The organism is Streptomyces sp. G5(2025), assembly GCF_049542075.1.
In the GTDB taxonomy this organism is placed as follows: domain Bacteria; phylum Actinomycetota; class Actinomycetes; order Streptomycetales; family Streptomycetaceae; genus Streptomyces.
In genome coordinates this window covers 262466-278906 of the sequence record NZ_JBMUZT010000006.1, presented here as the reverse complement: position 1 = coordinate 278906, position 16441 = coordinate 262466, and the positions used below count along the sequence as shown (strand labels likewise).

Annotated in this window: 13 protein-coding genes and 3 pseudogenes; 8 read left to right on the top strand and 8 right to left on the bottom strand. The window is 72.2% G+C overall.

Annotated features, from left to right (window positions below; all coding sequences use genetic code 11):
* Window positions 1-75 precede the first annotated feature (75 nt).
* Window positions 76-1479: a dihydrolipoyl dehydrogenase gene (gene lpdA / locus ACOBQB_RS11955; protein ID WP_423591279.1), complete on the bottom strand. Its 1404-nt coding sequence runs from the start codon at window positions 1477-1479 to the stop codon at window positions 76-78.
* A gap of 258 nt (window positions 1480-1737) precedes the next feature.
* Between lpdA and ACOBQB_RS11950 the strand changes: the two genes are divergently transcribed.
* A complete protein-coding gene (locus ACOBQB_RS11950; protein ID WP_423591277.1) occupies window positions 1738-2610 on the top strand; it encodes an SAM-dependent methyltransferase in 873 nt (290 codons plus the stop codon).
* 273 nt (window positions 2611-2883) lie between these two features.
* The gene (locus tag ACOBQB_RS11945) at window positions 2884-3759 is read left to right on the top strand and encodes a TauD/TfdA dioxygenase family protein (RefSeq protein WP_423598428.1); all 876 of its coding nucleotides are present in this window, start codon (window positions 2884-2886) and stop codon (window positions 3757-3759) included.
* A gap of 7 nt (window positions 3760-3766) precedes the next feature.
* Here ACOBQB_RS11945 and ACOBQB_RS11940 read toward each other — a convergent pair whose 3' ends face one another.
* Window positions 3767-4315 (bottom strand): GNAT family N-acetyltransferase, encoded by a 549-nt coding sequence (locus ACOBQB_RS11940; protein ID WP_423591276.1) that lies wholly within the window; start codon window positions 4313-4315, stop codon window positions 3767-3769.
* Window positions 4316-4707: 392 nt separating this feature from the next.
* Here ACOBQB_RS11940 and ACOBQB_RS11935 point away from each other — a divergent pair, with 392 nt between their 5' ends.
* On the top strand, window positions 4708-5931 hold the full coding sequence (locus tag ACOBQB_RS11935) for a CaiB/BaiF CoA transferase family protein (RefSeq protein WP_423591274.1): 1224 nt from the start codon (window positions 4708-4710) through the stop codon (window positions 5929-5931).
* Window positions 5932-5961: 30 nt separating this feature from the next.
* Entirely contained in the window at window positions 5962-6390 is a 429-nt protein-coding gene (locus tag ACOBQB_RS11930) for a YunG family protein (protein WP_423591272.1), read from the top strand.
* Here the strand turns inward: ACOBQB_RS11930 and ACOBQB_RS11925 are convergent.
* The 3 genes and pseudogenes from ACOBQB_RS11925 to ACOBQB_RS11915 form a co-directional block, all read right to left on the bottom strand.
* Window positions 6387-6527, bottom strand: a pseudogene (locus tag ACOBQB_RS11925) (cupin); the annotation flags it as partial. The gene ACOBQB_RS11930 and the pseudogene ACOBQB_RS11925 sit on opposite strands and share 4 nt — an antisense overlap.
* Window positions 6528-6859: 332 nt before the next feature.
* A complete protein-coding gene (locus ACOBQB_RS11920; RefSeq protein WP_423591270.1) occupies window positions 6860-7300 on the bottom strand; it encodes an SSI family serine proteinase inhibitor in 441 nt (146 codons plus the stop codon).
* Between the two features lie 289 nt (window positions 7301-7589).
* Window positions 7590-8789: a diaminopropionate ammonia-lyase gene (locus ACOBQB_RS11915; RefSeq protein ID WP_423591269.1), complete on the bottom strand. Its 1200-nt coding sequence runs from the start codon at window positions 8787-8789 to the stop codon at window positions 7590-7592.
* Window positions 8790-8895: 106 nt separating this feature from the next.
* Between ACOBQB_RS11915 and ACOBQB_RS11910 the strand changes: the two are divergent.
* Window positions 8896-9807, top strand: a pseudogene (locus ACOBQB_RS11910) (LysR substrate-binding domain-containing protein); the annotation flags it as partial.
* Between the two features lie 15 nt (window positions 9808-9822).
* Here ACOBQB_RS11910 and ACOBQB_RS11905 read toward each other — a convergent pair.
* Window positions 9823-10266 (bottom strand): DUF3093 domain-containing protein, encoded by a 444-nt coding sequence (locus tag ACOBQB_RS11905; RefSeq protein ID WP_423591267.1) that lies wholly within the window; start codon window positions 10264-10266, stop codon window positions 9823-9825.
* A gap of 131 nt (window positions 10267-10397) precedes the next feature.
* On the opposite strand from ACOBQB_RS11905, the pseudogene ACOBQB_RS11900 reads away from it, so the two are divergent.
* Window positions 10398-13192 (top strand): annotated as a pseudogene (locus ACOBQB_RS11900) (hypothetical protein).
* Between the two features lie 101 nt (window positions 13193-13293).
* On the top strand, window positions 13294-13791 hold the full coding sequence (locus ACOBQB_RS11895; RefSeq protein ID WP_423591265.1) for a GNAT family N-acetyltransferase: 498 nt from the start codon (window positions 13294-13296) through the stop codon (window positions 13789-13791).
* Here ACOBQB_RS11895 and ACOBQB_RS11890 read toward each other — a convergent pair.
* Both ACOBQB_RS11890 and ACOBQB_RS11885 read right to left on the bottom strand, forming a co-directional pair.
* On the bottom strand, window positions 13699-14574 hold the full coding sequence (locus ACOBQB_RS11890; RefSeq protein WP_423598426.1) for a slipin family protein: 876 nt from the start codon (window positions 14572-14574) through the stop codon (window positions 13699-13701). The genes ACOBQB_RS11895 and ACOBQB_RS11890 overlap by 93 nt on opposite strands.
* A gap of 105 nt (window positions 14575-14679) precedes the next feature.
* Window positions 14680-15513, bottom strand: coding sequence for a hypothetical protein (locus ACOBQB_RS11885; RefSeq protein WP_423591263.1), 834 nt, complete (start codon window positions 15511-15513; stop codon window positions 14680-14682).
* A 186-nt stretch (window positions 15514-15699) separates the two neighbouring features.
* Here ACOBQB_RS11885 and ACOBQB_RS11880 point away from each other — a divergent pair, with 186 nt between their 5' ends.
* Complete coding sequence (locus ACOBQB_RS11880) at window positions 15700-16431, top strand: class I SAM-dependent methyltransferase (RefSeq protein WP_423591262.1); 732 nt, start codon at window positions 15700-15702, stop codon at window positions 16429-16431.
* Window positions 16432-16441: the final 10 nt, after the last annotated feature.

Here is a 16441-nt window from a genome sequence, read left to right as displayed (position 1 = left end):
CACTCGCGAGTCACTCGCGTCGCGGCGGGGCGCCCCCGGTCTCCCTGGGTCCCTCTCGGTCCGGGTCCGGCGCCGTCAGAAGTTGATCATGTGCCCGGCCAGGCCGTGCACCGCTTCCTTGACGGCCTCGCCCAGCGTCGGGTGCGCGTGGACGTTGCGCGCCACCTCGTGGACGGTGAGGTCCCACTGCTGGGCCAGGGTGAGCTCGGGCAGCAGCTCGGTCACGTCCGGGCCGATCAGGTGGGCGCCGATGATCTCGCCGTACTTCGCGTCGCTGATGATCTTCACGAAGCCGACGGTGTCGCCGAGGCCGTGCGCCTTGCCGTTGGCCTGGAAGGGGAACTTGGCGACCTTGACGTCGAAGCCCTTCTCCTTGGCCTGCGCCTCCGTCCAGCCGAAGCTCGCGATCTGCGGCTGCGAGTAGGTGGCGCGCGGGATCATCGGGTAGTCGAGTTCCATCGTCTCGGCGTCCGCGAGGGTCTCCGCGGCGACGACGCCCATCGCCTCGGCGGTGTGCGCCAGCATCAGCTTCGCCGTGACGTCACCGATGGCGTAGATGTGCGGGACGCTCGTCCGGCAGCGGCCGTCGACGTCGATCGCGCCGCGCTCGGTGAGCGCCACGCCCGTCGCCTCCAGGCCGAAGCCGGTGACATTCGGTGCGAAGCCGATGGCCTGGAGGACCTTGTCCGCCTCCAGCGTCTGCTGCTTGCCGTCCTTGCCCGTGACGGTCACCCGGACCTGCTCGCCCGACTCGTCGATCGACTCCACGCGCGTCGAGGTCATCACGTCGATGCCGAGCTTGCGGTACTGCTTCGCGAGCTCCTTCGACACGTCCGCGTCCTCCAGCGGCGCGACGCGGTCCAGGAACTCGACGATCGTCACCTTCACGCCGTAGTTGTGCAGGACGTAGGCGAACTCGATGCCGATCGCGCCCGCGCCCGCGATCACGATGGAACGCGGCAGGGAATCGGCGAGGATCTGCTCCTCGTACGTCACCACGCGCTCGCTGCGGCTCGTGCCCGGCAGCAGCCGGGGCGTGGCGCCGGTGGCGATGATGCAGTTCTCGAAGCCGATCGTGGCCGTCGTGCCGTCGGACTTCGCCACCTGAAGGGTGTTGGCGTCCAGGAACGTGCCCCGGCCGTCGAACTCCGTGATGCCGTTCTTCTTCATCAGGAAGTGGACGCCCTTGACCCGGCCGTCCGCGACCGCGCGGCTGCGGCTGAACGCCTCGCCGTAGTCGAAGGTCACCTGCCCGTCGACCTTGATGCCGTACGTCTTCTGCTCGTGCGTGAAGAGGTGGGCCAGCTCGGCGTTGCGCAGCAGCGCCTTCGTCGGGATACAGCCGACGTTGAGGCAGACACCGCCCCAGTACTTCTCCTCGACGACCGCTACCCGCTTGCCCAGCTGGGCGGCGCGGATGGCGGCCACATAGCCGCCGGGTCCTGCTCCGAGTACGACGACGTCGAAGCGGTCTTCCATGGAAGGTCCTCTCTGGGTACGGATGGCTCTGGCCACGATCATGCGCCATGCGACGGCCAGGATGGCGGGCGGGTGGCGCACACCACTGTCCACCCCGGCGGATCCCGGCGCGCCCACGCCCGGTCGGCGCCTCAACCGCCCCCCGGCACAGGGGTGTTGCGGTTTCCGCCTTCCGTTCACCCGAACGGGGATCACCGGATAGTGTCACGCCGACGGCACACATTCCGTGAACTCCACGGGAGAGGTGGAGAGCGCGCTGTGGACAGCGAGAACCGGTCCGGGACGGAATCCCGTCCCTCGATTCCGTACGACATCCCGACCTCCGCACGCGCCTACGGCTGGATGCTGGGCGGCAAGGACAACTACGAGGTCGACCGGGGCTTCCTGCTCTCCACTCTGCCGTCGTTCCCGGAGTGCGTCGACATCGCCCGGCAGAACCGCGAGTTCCTCTTCCGCGTGGTGCGGTATCTGACGCGTGAGGCGGGCATCCGCCAGTTCATCGACATGGGCTGCGGCCTGCCCACCGACAACAACGTCCACCAGGTGGCGCAGCGCTTCGTCCCGGACGCCCGCGTCGTCTACGTCGACATCGACCCGATCGTCCTCGCCCACGGCCGCGCGCTGCTCGCCGACGACTCCTCCACCACCGTGATCACCGGCGACATGCGCGACCAGAAGGCGATCCTGGACCACCCCGACCTCGTGCGGCTCATCGACTTCGACGAGCCGCTCGCCGTGCTCTTCCTCTCCGTGGGGCACCACCTCACCGACGCCGACGGGCCGGCCCGCGTCCTGCGGACCGTCATCGACCGGGCCGCGCCCGGCAGCCTCCTCGGCTTCTCGCAGGTGGTCGCCGACGATCCCGCCCGGGGCGCGGCCATGACCGCGCACATCTCCGGCGGCGGCGTCCCGTGGCAGACCCGCACGTTCGCCGAGGTCGACGCCCTCTTCGCCGGCCTGGAACCGCTGGAGCCGGGCCTCGTGAACCTCGTCGACTGGCGCCCCGACCCCCAGCAACCGCCGCTCGCCCCCGTCGACCCCGACCTCGTGCCCTACCTCGGCGCCACCGAACTCAACAAGGGCATCTACGAGTACGGGGGAGTGCTGCGGCTGCCGGCTCAGGAGCGCTGAGCTCCCGGAGGCGGTTGACCTGGGGCGAGTGGCGCCGCACAATGACGACCATGATCCAGCACCTGACCGCCGCCGTACGGACGTTCGGCGTCCCGTGGCGGCGCGGGTGCGAGCGATCGGGCCGCTAGCCGTACGGAGTTCCGCTCCGCCCGGCCCGCCCGTTTCCGCACCCCGAAGGATCATCTCCCCATGGCTGCCACGAACCCGGTTGTCACCGATCACACCGCCTTGCCCCATGCCCCGCTGCGGGAAGCCCGCGTCCCCGCCGACGGCATGTACGAAGGCCGCCGCACCCTGCGCCGACTGCCCGAGGGGTGGCAGGAGCGGCCGTACGAACTGATCGACGTCGTGCCCCGAGGCCGTCTCATCGGCGCCGAGATCCGCGGCGTCGATCTCGCGCGGCCCCTCACGCCCGCCCTGCGCGAGGAGCTGAACCGCGCGCTGCTGGAGTGGAAGGTCCTGTTCTTCCGCGGCGCGGCCATCACGGCCGAGCAGCAGCGCGCCTTCGCCCTCAACTGGGGCGAGCTGGAGACCAATCCACTGCTCGCCCGCGGTTCCGCCGACGACGTCGTCCGCTTCGACAAGGGGGGCAGCGCCACATCGACGTACGAGAACGTCTGGCACGCGGACGTCACCTTCCGCGAACGCCCCGCTCTCGGTGCCGTGTTGCAGCTGCGCGAGGTGCCGCCGTACGGCGGTGACACGCTGTGGGCGGACATGGCCGCCGCGTACGACAACCTCCCCGACACCGTGAAGGAACGCATCGAGGGGGCGCGGGCCGTCCACGACTTCATCCCCGGCTTCGCACGTTTCTACGGACCCGAACGGCTGGCCCCGCTCCAGGACCGCTTCCCGCCCGTCACCCACCCCGTGGTGCGCACCCATCCGGAGACCGGGCGGCGGATGCTCTTCGTCAACACCTCCTTCACCACGCACATCGTCGGCATGGAGAGGGAGGAGAGCGACCGTCTGCTGAGCTTCCTCGTACGACAGGCCCATGTGCCGGAGTACCAGGTGCGATTCCACTGGCAGGCGGGCGACGTCGCCTTCTGGGACAACCGCGCGACCCAGCACTACGCCGTCGACGACTACGCGCCGCACCGCCGCGTCGCGGAACGGGTCGCGATCGCGGGCGACCGCCCCTGCTGAACTCCCCCTAGAGGGACGCCTCCCAGCGGGTCTCGCCGTCGTGGACCTTTTCCGTGGCGGCGAGACCTGCCGCCGCCGCGACGGCCGCGGACGCGCCGTGGTCCGGGTGGACGTGCGCGACGAGCGTCCGCACGCCCTGTCCCGCCAGCCAGGCCACCAGGCCACGGGCCGCCTCCGACGCGAAGCCGCGCCCCTGCCAGGGGGTTCCGATCACCCAGGCGATCTCCGCGAGGGGCCCCCGCGTGCCGGGGACGACCGTGGCCTGCACCGTACCGACCAGGCACGCGGGCGCGTCCGAACGGGAGCCCTCCCGGGAGCGGACGACCCAGTTGCACCAGCAAACGCCGGGCTCGGGCGAGCCCGCGACCATCCGCCCGTAGCGGTTGCGCAGGGCCTCGGCGTCGTCGGGGGAGCCGCCGATGAAGCCGTGCAGCGCAGGATCGCCGAGTACGACGGCCATCTCGGTGGCGTGCTCGACGCGCAGCGGTACGAGGTCGAGCCGCGCGGTGCGGATCTCATCGGCCGTGATCAGGCGGACCGGGTGCGAGGGTGACATGAACATATTGTGCTCTCAGTGACGGTGGGCCCCGGCCGCACCCGGCCGGGCCGCGACGGCGTCCGTGGGCCCGACGAGAGCCTCCGCGTTCCCGGTCAGCCGTCGCGCCGTACGCGACGTGGGGCCCCGCCACCGCGACCACGGAACGCGGCTGCCCGCCAGCCGGCACCGGCCGGGCGGCCGCGGTCGACACCACGCCGTTGACCCGGCCGAACACCGACGACTCACAGTGTCCGCACTGCCGCGTGCACAGCAACTGCCTGCGTGCGGAGCCGCTCTTGACCTGGCGATCACGCGGCTCCTAGCCTCACGGACATCCGACTCCGCGACCGTGTGTACGAACTGGGGCAGTGATCCATGGACTTCGCGCCGACAGCGGCAGCTGACTGCTGATGACGACTCCGCCGCCCGCGCCCGCCCTCGCCGGGCTCAAGGTGCTCGACCTGTCCCGCGTCCTGGCCGGCCCCTACTGCGCGCAGATGCTCGCCGATCACGGAGCCGACGTCATCAAGGTCGAACCACCGGCCGGTGACGAGACCCGGGGCTGGGGGCCGCCGTTCGTCGCGCCGGACACCTCCGCGTACTACCAGAACCTCAACCGGGCCAAGAAGAACATCGTCGTGGACCTGTCCGTGCCCGAGGGCCGGGACATCCTCGACACCCTGCTGCGCGACACCGATGTCCTCGTCGAGAACTTCAAGGCGGGCACCCTCGCCAAGTGGGGCTACCCCGACGAGGAACTGCGCCGCCGCTTCCCCGCCCTCATCCACTGCCGCGTCACCGGCTTCGGGACCGACGGCCCGCTCGGCGGGCAGCCCGGCTACGACGCGGTGCTCCAGGCGTACGGCGGCCTGATGAGCGTCAACGGCGAGCCGGGCGGGCCACCGCTGCGCGTGGGCGTACCGGTCGTCGACCAGGTCACCGGCATCCTCGCCTTCTCCGGCATCCTGCTGGCCCTGCACGAACGCCACCGCTCGGGCCTCGGCCAACTCGTCGACTGCACCCTCCTGGACACCGCCGTCAGCCTGCTCCATCCGCACTCGGCCTCCTGGCTCGCGAGCGGCACCGTGCCCCGGCGTACCGGCTCCGCGCACCCCACCATCGCCCCCTACGACGCCTTCACCGCCGCCGACGGACCGGTCTTCATCGCGGTCGGCAACGACCGGCAGTTCGGCGCGCTCACCGACGTGCTCGGTGTGCGCGGGCTCGCGGACGACCCGCGCTTCCGCACCAACCCGGACCGCGTCCGCCACCAAGGGGAGCTGCGTGCCGCGCTGGAGAGGGCCATCTCGGACGTCCCCCGCGCCGAGCTCGCGGCACGGCTCACCGCCCGGGGCGTTCCGGCCTCCCCGGTGCACGACGTGGCCGAGGCGCTGACCGCGCCGCAGGTGCGCCACCGAGGCCTGGTGGTCGAGTCCGGCGACTACCGCGGGCTCGCCTCCCCCGTGTCGCTCTCCCGCACCCCGGCCCGGGTGCTGCCCGAGGTGCGGGGAGCCGGGGCGGACACGCGGGAGGTGCTGGACGCGGCCGGGTACGACGCCGAGGCGATCGCCAAGGCGGTCGCGGACGGTGTCGTACGCGCCGGGAAGACGTCCCTGACCTGTGACGACGCGTGATTGTCAGTGGCGGGTGCGAGAGTGATCGCCATGACACCACTTCGCTTGAGCGACATCGAGGCCGCGCTGCGGGACAGTTGGGGCGCGGACACGGCCGACCCTGGCTCCAGCGAGACATGGCCGCCGGACAATCCCGAGCGGGACCAGTGCGGCGTCACCACACTCGTCGTGAACGACCTGCTGGGGGGCGAGTTGATACTCGGCGAGGTCCATGTCGACGGTGAGCGGACGGGGTATCACTGGTGGAACCGCTTGGCCTCGGGGGTCGAGATCGACCTGACCCGCGGCCAGTTCCTGCCGGGCGAGACCGTGACGGACGGGGTCGCCGTTGCCCGGCCGCCGGAGATCCGCCGCTGCCGCGAGGAGTACGAACTGCTGCGCACCCGCGTGTCGAGGAGACTCGACGAGCTGGCCCTGGCCCGTGACCGCTCCACGGCGGCCGTTCCCGCCACGTCGTAGACGTCCAGCCGCCCGCACATCCCGAACCGCCTCCGTGCTGCGGGCTGTTCGGCCCGAACGACGGCATGCGCCAGGTAGTCGGCCTCTCCGCGTGCCAGTCGGTCCAGCTGCGTGGCGGTCGCCTCGGCCGCGGCGGCTCCGGGCGGCTGCCGCCGGCTCCGCCTCGCCGCCCTCGGCGGGCAGGGTGACGGCGGCACGATAGGCGTCGGCGGCCGGCCAGTCGTACACCCTCGGCAGGGACACCCCGATGCCACCGGGAAGTCCTGCGTACGGTGCGGGCGCGTCGGGCGGATTCACCGCGGACTCCTATGGCTTGTCGGGTTGCTCGGGCTCCTCGCGAGACGGCGGCCGCGGAGAACACTACGGCCCCCGGTGCCCGAGGACACCGGGGGCCGCCCCGCATCCCGGCAGCCTTCCCCCACGAAAGGTCACCAGGACTCCCCTGAGTGTGGATCAGGGTCTGATCTCGTCAGAAGGTCAATACGGCACCCTCCCCGAGACCCGCCTTCATCGTGCACCGGTTGGCGAAGGTGGTGGACCAGCCGACGTGCTTGCCGTTCCACACACCGGCCACGGTCACCGTGACCGGCTGCCACTCCTTGGTACAGACGATGTCGGACGTGTTGCGCACCAGGTGGGTCAACTGCCCGTCCACCCTGGCGAGCTCGGCGCACGCCGCGGCCGGCGTCGGGTGGGTCCCGGCGGGGCGCGGCGCACAGGTCAGTGTCACGGCGCGCTCGACCGCCGCGGAGGTGGCGTCCTCGCCCTGGCCGACCGTGAGCACCAGAGCGGACGGCGCGTAGAGGCTCGTGGGCTTGGGAGCCTCGGCCTGCGCGGTGCCTGATGTCGCGGCGAGGACGCAGGTGGCCGCCGCGGCGGTTGCTCCCATCGTCCTGAGGGTGCGACGCATGGTGGACTCTCCTTCGCTGGTTGCGGTTGATGACTGCGGTGGGGAGTCTTGCCGGTGCGGAGAGTGAGTGCCAGACGGATGGTCGATTTCCGGATGTGCGCGTTCGGTGGACGGTGCCCGTACGAGCGTTCGGGCAGCTCAGAAGTAGTGGCCCGGCCGCGCGGCGCCTGTCCAGCATATGGACAATCGGCATTGGTATAAACGCCAACGACCGGGTGACCTGCAACTTTCTGAAATTGGTTCTTTTTTCGACCACCCGCATCGACCGGAAATCACCGCTCCGGAGCGGTTAATCCGCGTCCTCGCGCGCTGGTAAGGGGTTGGCGGCCGCGCCCTCGGTGCTGATCAGTACGACCGTCGATGCGGCCCCGATGCCCAGATCGGCCCGGCGCCCGGCGCTCCCCTCACCGGTGAGGGCGGCGCGCACCCCCGCGAGGGAGGCGGCGCCGCACGGCCCGGACGAGACGCCCAGCTCCGCCAGATCCCGCACGGCCACCGCGCTGTCGGCGTCGCGGACGGCGACCGCCGCGTCCAGTCCGTCGCGCAACGCGGGCCACGCCAGCGCCGACGGCGTGCCGCAGTTGAGGCCCGCCATCGCGGTGACGCCGGTGTCCACGCTGGTCAGCCGCCCCACCCGGAGGCTGGCCAGCACGCACGCGGCGACCTCCGGCTCCACGGAGAGAAGCGCGGCGGGCGCCTCGCCGGAGGTGGCCGGGACGGGTTGTCGGCCCCGGTAGTGCGCCACGGCGGCCTGGGCGAGGGAGCCCACGCCGACCGGGACGGCGACGAGGGAGGGGGAACCGGCGCCCGCCGCGGCCAGTTGGATGTCGATCTCGGCGAACAGGGTCGCGTACCCCTCGACGATCAACGCGGGAATCTCCTCGTAGCCGTCCCACGCCATGTCCTGGATGAGGACGGCGCCCGGCGCCCCGGCCGCGTCCGCCGCCCTGCGCACCGCCACGTCGTAGCAACCGGCCACGGTGGTGACCTCGGCGCCCTCGCCCGCGATGGCGGCCACGGCCGCCGGGTGGACACCGTCGGGGACGAAGACGTGCGCGCGCTGACCGAGTCGCCGCGCCATTCTGGCCACGGCCCGCCCGTGGTTGCCGTCGGTGGCGGTGACCAGACGCAGCCGCGGGCCGCCGGAGGCCACCGCCGCTCCGCCCTCGCGGCGCGCCAGGACCCGGTGGATCGCCCAGGACGCGCCGAGCGCCTTGAACGCGGGCAGACCGAGCCGCTCCGACTCGTCCTTGACGAAGACTCGCGCGACCCCCAACTCGTCGGCGAGAGGCGGAAGTTCATGCAGGGCGGTCGGCGTGTAACCGGGCAGCGCGGCATGGAACGCGCGGGCGTCCACCGGGGGCGGGGCGCAGGTCCACGACCGCGCGGCGGACCGCGCGAACCAAGGAAGCCGAGGGAGCGGGGAGCGGGCGGAAGACGAGGAGAGGGAGGCGGGGGAATCGGCCACGGAGTAAGCCTCTTGTTCCATCACGGGACCACCTTGCGGCGCCGCCCTCTCTTCGGTCCAGCGATTGTTTCCGACCGATAATGTTCGGAGAAGCCGACGAAACCCGGCGGGGAGCCGGCGCGGACCGAAACACCGAGGGACGCTCGCCGCTGTCGCCTCGGCCCTCTCCTACAGCCCTTCCTCGGTCTCCCGGCAACTCTCGCACCTGGAGAGGGAGGTGGCCGTCCCGCTGCTCGAACCGGCCGGCCGACGCGTGCGCCTGACCTCGCAGGCCGAGATCCTCGTCGCCCACACCGAGGCGGTCCTCGCACGCCTGGAACGCGCCGAGGCGGACATCGCCACCTCGCTCTCCGGCCTGACCGGAACGCTGCGGACCGCCTCGTTCCGGACCGCGGCCCTCACACTGGTGCCGACCGCGCTGACCCTTTGCGCGAGGAGCACCCCGCCCTGCGCGTGCACGTCACCCGGGCCGAATCGGAGACCGCGCTGCCCGCGCTGCTCGCCCGCGACGTCGACCTCGTCGTCGCCGAGGAATACCCCGGCGACCCCGGCCCCCGCCCTGCCGAGCTCCACCAGGAAGACCTCCGCCAGGACCCCCTGCGCCCGGCCCTGCCCGACGCGCCGGACGAGGCCGCGCCGCACACACGCGGCGCCGGTTCCGTGCCGCACACGCGCGGCACCCGGTCCGCGCTGCTCACCTGCGCCGAGCGGCCCCGGCTCATGGAACCGCCCGGCAGCGCGGCCCGGCGCTGGGCGACCACGCTGTGCCGCACCCGCCGGGTTCGAACCCGATGTGCGCTTCGAGCCCCCCGATCTCCGACTCCACCTGCGCCTGGTCGAGCAGGGCCATGCGGAGGCACTCCTGCCTGACCTCGCGGGGGGGGGCGACCCTGCGCCGGCGGTGCGGCTCGTTCCGCTGCCACGGGGTCAGCGGGCCCGCCGCCTGTTCACCGCCGTCCGGGCGGGCCGCAGCACCCACCCCGCGACCCTCGCCTGCCGCCAGGCGCTCTGTCAGGCGGCCAACGTGCCTGCCGCCTGACGGGCCGTCACCCGGTCAGCTCCGCGAGAAGGCCAGTACCGCCGCCAGGTTCATGGGCTGCCGCGTCGAGACGTAGACGTACGGCGCGCCGCCGTAGGAGTCGCGCAACTCGATGCGCAGGGCCGTGGGGACGTAGGAGCGCAAGAGCAGCAGCGCGTACGGGTTCGCCCTGACGGTGCGCCACTCGAAGGCCTCCCGCTCGTCGAGGATCTCGGTGGCTCCGAGCGCCTCGATCGGGATGGTCCGCTCGCCGACGACGAGCGAGCCCGGCGTCACGAGGATGCGCACCCTGCCGTGCGCGTGCACGATCGCGGCGGCCACCGCGATGCCGACCGCGGCCGTGATCGCCGCGGCCGGCACGCCGAAGGGAATCGCCCCGAGCCCCAGTCCGAATCCGCCCAGCGCGACCAGGGCCCACCAGGAGCGGGGAACGCTCAGCCGCTCTTCGTAGATGTGCATGACCGAATCCTGGCAGGTCGTCCGCCGCCGTGGACACAGGGCCCGTCGCGAGGCAACGCGAAGCCTCCGGTTGCCGTCCTCCAAGGGGCAAGAGGGGCACATGAGTTCGTTTGTGTGCCCTGAGAAGAGTGATGAGGAGGAGGACCACTTTGAGACGCGTCTCACGAGTGGCGACCACGGCGCTCGCGGTACTCGCGCTCGCGGCGGCGGCCCCGGGGGCGGCACACGCGCTGCCGTCCAACGATGCCCCGCCACCTGCGAAGTCCGCCCCGCCCGGCAGCGACGAGGACCTTCCCGAAGGCTGGCGCCTGGCCGGCGAGGACACCGGCAGGGAGCTGGTGTGGGCCTCGCCCGAGCCGGTACCCATGGGGAACGCCCGGGTCGAGTTCTACTCCGGGGACACGCTCCTCGGCAGGCCCGTGGCCGCCCGGGACGGCCGCTCGTTCCGGTTGCCGCTCAACGGCACGCGTGTCGGCCCGGCGAAGAAGCTGCGTGTACTGGCCGGCGGGCGCCGCCTGGACGAGGCCGGCGCTGGCCGGCAGTCGACCGCCCCGCGCTCCGCCTCTCCCGTGGCCCTGCCGCCCGCCAACGCGGTGGACCCCGGCAAGCCCGGCCGCTACCGCGCCGTCCGAGGCGAGTACACCCTCAAGTCCGTGCGCCTGCCCGGCTTCCCGGAGCCGGTGGAGATGCGGGCCGACGTGGTCGGGCCCGCCGACGCGCCCGGGAAGCGGCCGCTCGCGCTGTTCCTGCACGGCCGTCACTCCACCTGCTACGGCGCCGGGGACGCTGCGAGCGGTGACTGGCCCTGCAAGGCCGGCATGAAGCCGATCCCGAGCCAGGACGGCTACCAGCGGGCCCAGAAGCTCCTCGCCTCCCAGGGCTACGTCACCGTGTCCATCGCCGCCAACGGCATCAACGGCCAGGACCACCTCGCCGAGGACGGCGGCGCACAAGCACGCTCCTCGCTCGTGCGACTGCACCTCGCCCACTGGGCGGACTGGTCACAGAAGCAGGCCGACGCCCCCGCGGCTGTGCGCGCCGTCGCCCCGGCCGACCTGTCGCGCGTACTCCTCGTCGGACACTCACGCGGCGGCGAGGGCGTCAACCGGGCCGCGCTCGACAGCCTTTACGCGCCGCCCGCCGACCAGGACGGCTACCACGGTCCGGTCCGCTGGAAGATACGCGGCAACGTCCTGATAGGCCCCACCGTCTTCGGGCAGAACCCGGCTCCGGACGTGCCCTCGGCGACGATCCTGCCCGGCTGCGACGGAGACGTCTCCGACCTCCAGGGCGAGATCTACGTCGACGGGACGCGCCGCGTCAGCAAGGGCACCGCCCTGCACAGCTCGCTGTACATGGTCGGCGCCAACCACAACTTCTTCAACAGCGAATGGACTCCCGGGCAGGCGAAGGCGCCCGCCGAGGACGACTTCGGCTCCGACGGCGACGACCCCGTCTGCTCCCCGGGCAAGAAGACCCGCCTGACCGCCAAGCAGCAGCAGACCGCGGGTGCCACGTACATGGCCGCGGCGGCCCGGCTGTTCGTCGCGGGCGACGACCGGGCGCGCCCCCTCCTCGACGGCTCGAACCGGCGCGCTCCCTCGGCGGACCCCGCGCGGGTCCTGACCCACGCCGTCGGCGCCCGCCGCACGGAGGCCTTCCTGCCGGACTCCTCGGCCACGGTCAAGGGCGCCCGGCTCTGCGCACAGGTGTCCCCGGACGCCGCCCGCGCCTGCCTGCCGCCCGACGCGGCCGGCGCGTCACCGCACTTCGCGGGCTGGGACGTCTCTCCGGAGCCCGGCCGGGACGCGGTGGCGATGCGCTGGACACGGCCGGGCACCCCGGCCCGGCTGAGCCCCGCCCGCCCGGTCTCCCTGGCCGGGGCCAAGGACGTGGCGCTGCGGGTGATCGTGCCGCCCAACAGCAAGGGCACCCGGCTCGACGTCACGCTCGTCGACAAGGCCGGGCACCGCGCGAAGCTCGGCACCGCCCGGGTCGACGGGCTGCCGGGCAGCGGCCGAACCGCCTCCTACTGGGGCCGCGAGGTCCGTGTGCCGCTGACGGCTCAGGCGAAGGCCGAGCTGGACCTCAAGCGGGTGAAGACCCTCGAACTCACCCCGCGCAGCCGCTCCGGCAAGGCCTGGCTGATGGACGCCTGGGGCCGGCGCCCGGCACACCCGCCGTCGAGGCGGCCGCCCTGCCCCGCGTCGACGTCGGCCGGCTGACCGTCGACGAAGGAAACTCCGGGGTGCGGACCTACCACGTTCCGGTACGCGTCTCGGGCCAGGGCAGCGGCCAGGTCCGGCTCTTCACACCGAAGCCCGGCTCCGACGAGGTCACGTCGCGGCTGGTGACGGTGCGGCCGGGCGGCCACGACATCGACGTACCGGTGGAGGTCCGGGGCGACACCCGCTACGGCTACGACCTCGCGCAGGACGCGTTCGTCAAGGCGGTGCGCGGTGCGGTGGTCGGCTCCCACCACGGCGGCGTGACGGCACGCAATGACGACCCGATGCCGAAGCTCACCGTTGAGCCCGTCGCCGACCGCGTCACCGAGGGCAAGCCGCTGAAGTGGCGGCTGAAAATCGCGGAACCCGTCGACGTGGACCTCAGCGTGGGCATCGCCTTCCTGCCGGTCGACGGCGGCGCCGAGCTCTCCACGCTCGACGTGGACCCGCGCTGGCTGAAAAACGAAGTCGGTGAGCCGCCCCGGCCGGGACGCGCGCTCTCCAAGATGGTGGACGGCGAGTCCCTCTACCTCGTCCTGCCCGCCGGCAAGAAGAGCGTCGACGTACGCGTCCCCACCATCAAGGACGCCGTGCGCGAACCGGCCGAGTCGCTGAAGGCCCAGATGTTCATCTACGACCAGAACTGGGAGCCGCAGCCCGGTCCGACGATCACCGGCACGGTCCTGGACGGCCGGTAGCAGGAGGCGGCCGGTAGCAGGAGGCGGGCGGTCAACACGGGTTACATCGCTCCCGGTTGGCCGCCTGGCCGAGGCCGAACGGACCTACGTAGAGTGCGGCCATGCATAGAGACGTGATCAACGCCGAACTCCAGCTCCTGCGGCCGGACCACGCACCCGCGCTGCTCGCCTTCGAGGAGGAGAACCGCGCGTACTTCGCCGCGTCCGTCCCCGACCGGGGCGACGCCTACTTCCGCGACTTCGCGGCCCGGCACAGCGCTCTTCTCGCCGAGCAGGCGGCCGGGATCTGCTTCTTCCACGTGCTGGTGGACGACGCGGGCGAGGTGCTCGGACGGGTCAACTTCGTCGACGTGGCGGACGGCAGCGCCGAACTCGGCTACCGCATCGCCGAGCGGGCCGCCGGACAGGGCCTCGCCACGCGGGCCGTCCGACAGGCCCTCGACCTCGCCGTCAGCGTCTACGGCCTCGCCGAACTGCGCGCCGTGACGACGTACGACAATCCGGGCTCACGGGCCGTGCTCGCCCGCGTCGGGTTCGTGGCCACCGGCGACGTCCGGCTCGATGGCCGTCCGGGGACCAGCTGCGTACTGACCCTCTGAGGGCTGTACCTCCGGTGCGGGCTGCTGCTGGGCCCGTTCCAGGAAGCGCAGTAGCTCCACCGGGAAGGGCAGGACGAGGGTGGAGTTCTTCTCGGCGGCGACGGCCACCACCGTCTGCAACAGGCGCAGTTGGAGCGCGGCGGGCTGCGTGGACATCTCCTTCGCGGCCTCGGCCAGCTTCTTGGACGCCTGGAGCTCGGCGTCGGCGTTGATGACGCGGGCCCGCCGCTCGCGGTCCGCCTCGGCCTGGCGGGCCATGGACCGCTTCATGGTCTCCGGCAGCGACACGTCCTTGATCTCGACGCGGTCGATCTGCACGCCCCAGCCGATGGCCGGGCTGTCGATCATCAGCTCCAGGCCCTGGTTGAGCTTTTCGCGGTTGGACAGCAGATCGTCCAGGTCGCTCTTGCCGATGATCGACCGCAGGGACGTCTGCGCCATCTGCGAGACCGCGAAGCGGTAGTCCTCCACCTGCACGACGGCGTTCGCCGCGTCGACGACCTTGAAGTAGATGACGGCGTCCACCCGCACCGTGACGTTGTCCCGCGTGATGCCGTCCTGCGCGGGCACGGGCAACGTCACGATCTGCATGTTGACCTTGCGCAGCCGGTCGATGCCCGGAACGATCATGGTGAAGCCGGGACCCCGCACATGCCCCGAGAGGCGGCCCAGGCGGAAGACCACCCCGCGCTCGTACTGCTTGATCACGCGGGCTGCCGCCACCGCGTACATGAAGCAGCCCGAGGCGACCGCGGCGCCTGCTGTCAGTAGCTCATCGACCATGGCGACCCCCCTGACGTCCGAGTCGGCCATTGATCTCACGATATGCCCGCGGATGTCCTTCGGTCGAGCCCCCGGGCGCCCGGAATCTGCCGGCGAGGGCGAGCGTCAGCCCGTATGGGGCCGGGACTCGTACAGCCGCGCGTGGTAGCGGCCCTCGGACTCGTGCCCGGTCGGGTCCTCACCGGCCAGGATCACCTGCCGCACGGCGTCCCGCCGCTCCTGGTCGCTGGTGAAGAGCCGCTGCGGATACGCCCGCGAGGCGTTTGCCACCGTGGCCAGACCATGCGCGGCCAGGGCCACGGCGATGCGCCGGTACGGCACGGTCCGCAGCGCGAACGCGCTCACCCACACCGGCGTCCTGGCGCAGTCGAGCAGCGCGTCGAAGGTGCGGTGGGAGATGTAGCCGATCCCCCCGGTGATGGTGATCAGACCGGTGCGGGCGACCGCGCGGCACAGCCCGGAGCTGGGCGGATGCCGTTCGAGGTCCTCGGCGTACGCCTCGTCGAGCAGACCCGCCTCCAGCGCGTACCGCGTGGCGTTGGCGGCGGCGTCGAGCCCGATCATCGGCGTGGCGTCCGGGCGCCGCCGCGTGGCGTAGAACTCCTTGTCGCACGCGAGGAGTTCCTGCGGTGTGAGCGCGGCGGTCGCGGCCGAGGTGTAGTGCGCGTACAGGTCGGCGAGCGTGAGGTCGTGGTTGAGCAGCGCCGCGTTGATGCCGTAGGAGCAGCACACGTCCAGGACCGTCACGGGCCCCTCGCTGCCGGGCAGCTGGGAGCGCAGTTCCCGGGTGCGGCGGAAGATCGCCTGGGCGTGGTGCGGGATCTCGTACTCGTAGGGCGCCAGCGTCCGGAAGTAGGCGCGCGGGTCCGGCTGGTCGTAGATGTCGTCGAACCGGGTCTTGCCCGACGCGGTCGCTGTCCTGTGCCGTTCTGTGGCCATGGAGCACCTCCGGGAGTGAGGGACGAATCCGAGGCAGACGTGCACCTCTACCCGACCCGTGCCGCCCCCCGGTAGCCCCCCTGGCGGTAACCGGCCACGGTGCCGTCCGTCCACGCCGCCCGCATCGTCCGCATCGCCCGCGCCGCCCGTGTCGTTGGGGTCGCCTCCCTGGCTACCCTGGAGCCGATGTTCTCCTCCCAGGGTCCCACGCTGCGCGAGCTGGCCGTTCAGGCGCTCTCCTCCATCGAGCGGGGTTACGACCTGCTCGCCCCGAAGTTCGACCACACGCCGTTCCGCACCCCTGACCGGATCCTGGAGGCGACCGCCGAGGCGCTGCGCCCGCTCGGCCCCTTCAAAGCCGGCCTTGATGTGTGCTGCGGGACCGGCGCCGGCGTCGAGACGCTGCTGCCGCTGTGCCGGGAGCGGGTCACCGGCGTGGACTTCAGCGCGGGCATGCTGGCCGCCGCCGACCGGGCAGTGCGCAGGCCGGGCGTGGGCGGCCCGGCGGTCGAATGGGTGCGCGCCGACGCCCGGGCGCTGCCGTTCACCGAGGGCTTCGACCTGGCCGTCAGCTTCGGGGCGTTCGGCCACTTCCTGCCCGCCGAGCGGCCCGCCCTCTTCGGCGGCGTCCACCGGGCGCTGCGCCCCGGAGGCCTCTTCGCCTTCCCGATCGGCGCGCCGCAGCCCGTCACGTCCCCGTGGCACTGGGCCCTGCTCGGCTTCGACGGGATGATGCGCGTGCGAAACCTGCTGTGGCGGCCCCGGTTCGTCATGTACTACCGCACCTTCGCCCTGGGCGACGTACGAAAGGACCTGGTCGACGCCGGGTTCGACGTGTCGCTGCTGCCCCTGGAGGAGTTCGGGCGCCGCCCTGACGGCAGCCCCCGGTGGCGCCTGGTGGTGGCCCGCAGGGGATGACGGTCCCAGG

Bases quoted from the DNA above. Each gene is read 5' to 3' on its own strand.
- ACOBQB_RS11880 (WP_423591262.1), top strand. From the start codon at position 15,700: ATGTTCTCCTCCCAGGGTCCCACGCTGCGCGAGCTGGCCGTTCAGGCG.
- ACOBQB_RS11895 (WP_423591265.1), top strand. From the start codon at position 13,294: ATGCATAGAGACGTGATCAACGCCGAACTCCAGCTCCTGCGGCCGGAC.
- ACOBQB_RS11905 (WP_423591267.1), bottom strand. From the start codon at position 10,266: ATGCACATCTACGAAGAGCGGCTGAGCGTTCCCCGCTCCTGGTGGGCC.
- ACOBQB_RS11920 (WP_423591270.1), bottom strand. From the start codon at position 7,300: ATGCGTCGCACCCTCAGGACGATGGGAGCAACCGCCGCGGCGGCCACC.
- ACOBQB_RS11940 (WP_423591276.1), bottom strand. From the start codon at position 4,315: ATGTCACCCTCGCACCCGGTCCGCCTGATCACGGCCGATGAGATCCGC.
- ACOBQB_RS11935 (WP_423591274.1), top strand. From the start codon at position 4,708: ATGACGACTCCGCCGCCCGCGCCCGCCCTCGCCGGGCTCAAGGTGCTC.
- ACOBQB_RS11945 (WP_423598428.1), top strand. From the start codon at position 2,884: ATGTACGAAGGCCGCCGCACCCTGCGCCGACTGCCCGAGGGGTGGCAG.
- ACOBQB_RS11915 (WP_423591269.1), bottom strand. From the start codon at position 8,789: ATGGAACAAGAGGCTTACTCCGTGGCCGATTCCCCCGCCTCCCTCTCC.
- ACOBQB_RS11885 (WP_423591263.1), bottom strand. From the start codon at position 15,513: ATGGCCACAGAACGGCACAGGACAGCGACCGCGTCGGGCAAGACCCGG.
- ACOBQB_RS11930 (WP_423591272.1), top strand. From the start codon at position 5,962: ATGACACCACTTCGCTTGAGCGACATCGAGGCCGCGCTGCGGGACAGT.
- ACOBQB_RS11890 (WP_423598426.1), bottom strand. From the start codon at position 14,574: ATGGTCGATGAGCTACTGACAGCAGGCGCCGCGGTCGCCTCGGGCTGC.
- lpdA (WP_423591279.1), bottom strand. From the start codon at position 1,479: ATGGAAGACCGCTTCGACGTCGTCGTACTCGGAGCAGGACCCGGCGGC.